Annotated in this window: 1 protein-coding gene and 1 pseudogene; one reads left to right on the top strand and one right to left on the bottom strand. The window is 48.5% G+C overall.

Annotated features, from left to right (window positions below; all coding sequences use genetic code 11):
* Positions 1 to 197 (bottom strand): annotated as a pseudogene (locus tag M989_RS25365) (IS3 family transposase); the annotation flags it as partial.
* Positions 198 to 261: 64 nt separating this feature from the next.
* On the opposite strand from M989_RS25365, the gene M989_RS23480 reads away from it, so the two are divergent.
* The gene (locus tag M989_RS23480) at positions 262 to 1413 is read left to right on the top strand and encodes an IS30-like element IS30H family transposase (RefSeq protein WP_001254955.1); all 1152 of its coding nucleotides are present in this window, start codon (positions 262 to 264) and stop codon (positions 1411 to 1413) included.
* Positions 1414 to 1422: the final 9 nt, after the last annotated feature.

The raw sequence follows: 1422 nt of genomic DNA, 5'->3' as shown, positions 1-1422 counted from the left end.
GATTCCAGCCAGAACTGTTTAATCTGTCCTGTCAGTCTCAGGTCTGCCTGATGGCGTTGTGAATGCGGCTGCTGAAGCCAGGCGTAAAAACCACTGGGATGAACATCCAGCACCCGACAGAGCAGGCGAACAGGCCAGCAACAGGAGTTGTCACGGATAAAGGCGTACCTCAGTCGGACAGCTTTGCGAAGTACGCCGCTGTAGATTCAATTGGTCAACGCAACAGTCATGTGAAAACATGTAGTTGCGGAGGATTGTTGAATGAGACGAACATTTACAGCAAAGGAAAAAACATCTGTTTTTGAACTGTGGAAGAACGGAAAAGGCTTCAGTGAGATAGCTAATATCCTGGGTTCGAAACCAGGGACCATCTTCACGATGTTAAGAGATACTGGCGGCATAAAACCCAATGAGCGCAAGCGAGCTGTTGCTCACCTGACGCTGTCTGAGCGCGAGGAAATACGAGCCGGTCTGTCAGCTAAAATGAGCATTCGAGCCATCGCTACAATGCTGAATCGTAGCCCTTCAACAATCTCACGTGAAGTTCAGCGTAATCGTGGTAGGCGCTATTACAAAGCCGTTGATGCGAATAACCGGGCCAACAGGATGGCTAAAAGACCAAAACCGTGCTTACTGGATCAGAATATGCCGTTGCGAGAGCTTGTTCTGGAAAAGCTTGAGATGAAGTGGTCCCCAGAGCAAATATCAGGATGGTTAAGGCGAACGAAGCCGCGTCAAAAAACACTACGAATATCACCTGAGACAATTTATAAGACGCTTTACTTTCGTAGTCGTGAAGCGCTACACCACCTGAACGTACAGCACCTGCGCCGATCGCACAGCCTCCGTCATGGCAGGCGCCATACTCGCAAAGGTGAAAGAGGCACTATCAACATAGTGAACGGAACGCCAATCCACGAACGTTCCCGGCATATCGATAACAGACGCTCTCTGGGACACTGGGAAGGCGATTTAGTCTCGGGTACAAAAAACTCCCATATAGCCACACTTGTAGACCGAAAATCACGTTATACGATCATCCTGAGACTCAGGGGCAAAGACGCTTTATCAGTGAATCAGGCTCTTACAGATAAATTCCTGAGCTTACCACCTGAACTCCGGCGATCACTGACATGGGACAGAGGAATGGAGCTGGCCAGACATCTGGAATTTACTGGCAGCACAGGAGTTAAAGTTTACTTCTGCGATCCTCAGAGCCCCTGGCAGCGGGGAACAAACGAAAACACTAATGGGCTAATCCGACAGTACTTTCCCAAAAAGACATGCCTTGCCCAATATACTCAATATGAGCTGGATCAGGTTGCAGCTCAGCTAAACAACAGACCGAGAAAGACACTGAAGTTCAAAACACCTAAAGAGATAATTGAAAGGGGTGTTGCGTTGACAGATTGAATCTACAGC

The organism is Kluyvera georgiana ATCC 51603 (assembly GCF_001654985.1).
Classification (GTDB): domain Bacteria; phylum Pseudomonadota; class Gammaproteobacteria; order Enterobacterales; family Enterobacteriaceae; genus Kluyvera; species Kluyvera georgiana.
The sequence above is the reverse complement of the archived record's forward strand: the minus strand, read 5'-3'. Positions and strand labels throughout refer to the sequence as shown.